Raw genomic sequence first — 213 nt, 5'->3', positions numbered from 1 at the left:
GACCCCCTCGAACTGCAAGCCATCGGCCACGCCTACGGCGCCGTCGACGGACGTGTCGAACCCCTGGGAGTGGGCTCGGTGAAAACCCAACTCGGGCACACCGAAGCCGCCTCCGGTATCGCCAGCGTGATCAAAGCCGCCCTGGCCATCTCCCACCGCACCCTGCCCCCGCAATACTGGCTCGACACCCCCAACCCCGACATCGACTTCGAC

Annotated in this window: 1 protein-coding gene; it reads left to right on the top strand. The window is 67.1% G+C overall.

Features of this window, described 5'->3' with window-relative positions; all coding sequences use genetic code 11:
• A partial coding sequence (locus ACL02S_RS24355) for a hypothetical protein (RefSeq protein ID WP_412804825.1) occupies positions 1 to 213 on the top strand: 213 nt, incomplete at both ends.

The sequence above is a fragment of the Nocardia spongicola genome, from assembly GCF_047200775.1.
In the GTDB taxonomy this organism is placed as follows: domain Bacteria; phylum Actinomycetota; class Actinomycetes; order Mycobacteriales; family Mycobacteriaceae; genus Nocardia.
The sequence above is the reverse complement of the archived record's forward strand: the minus strand, read 5'-3'. Positions and strand labels throughout refer to the sequence as shown.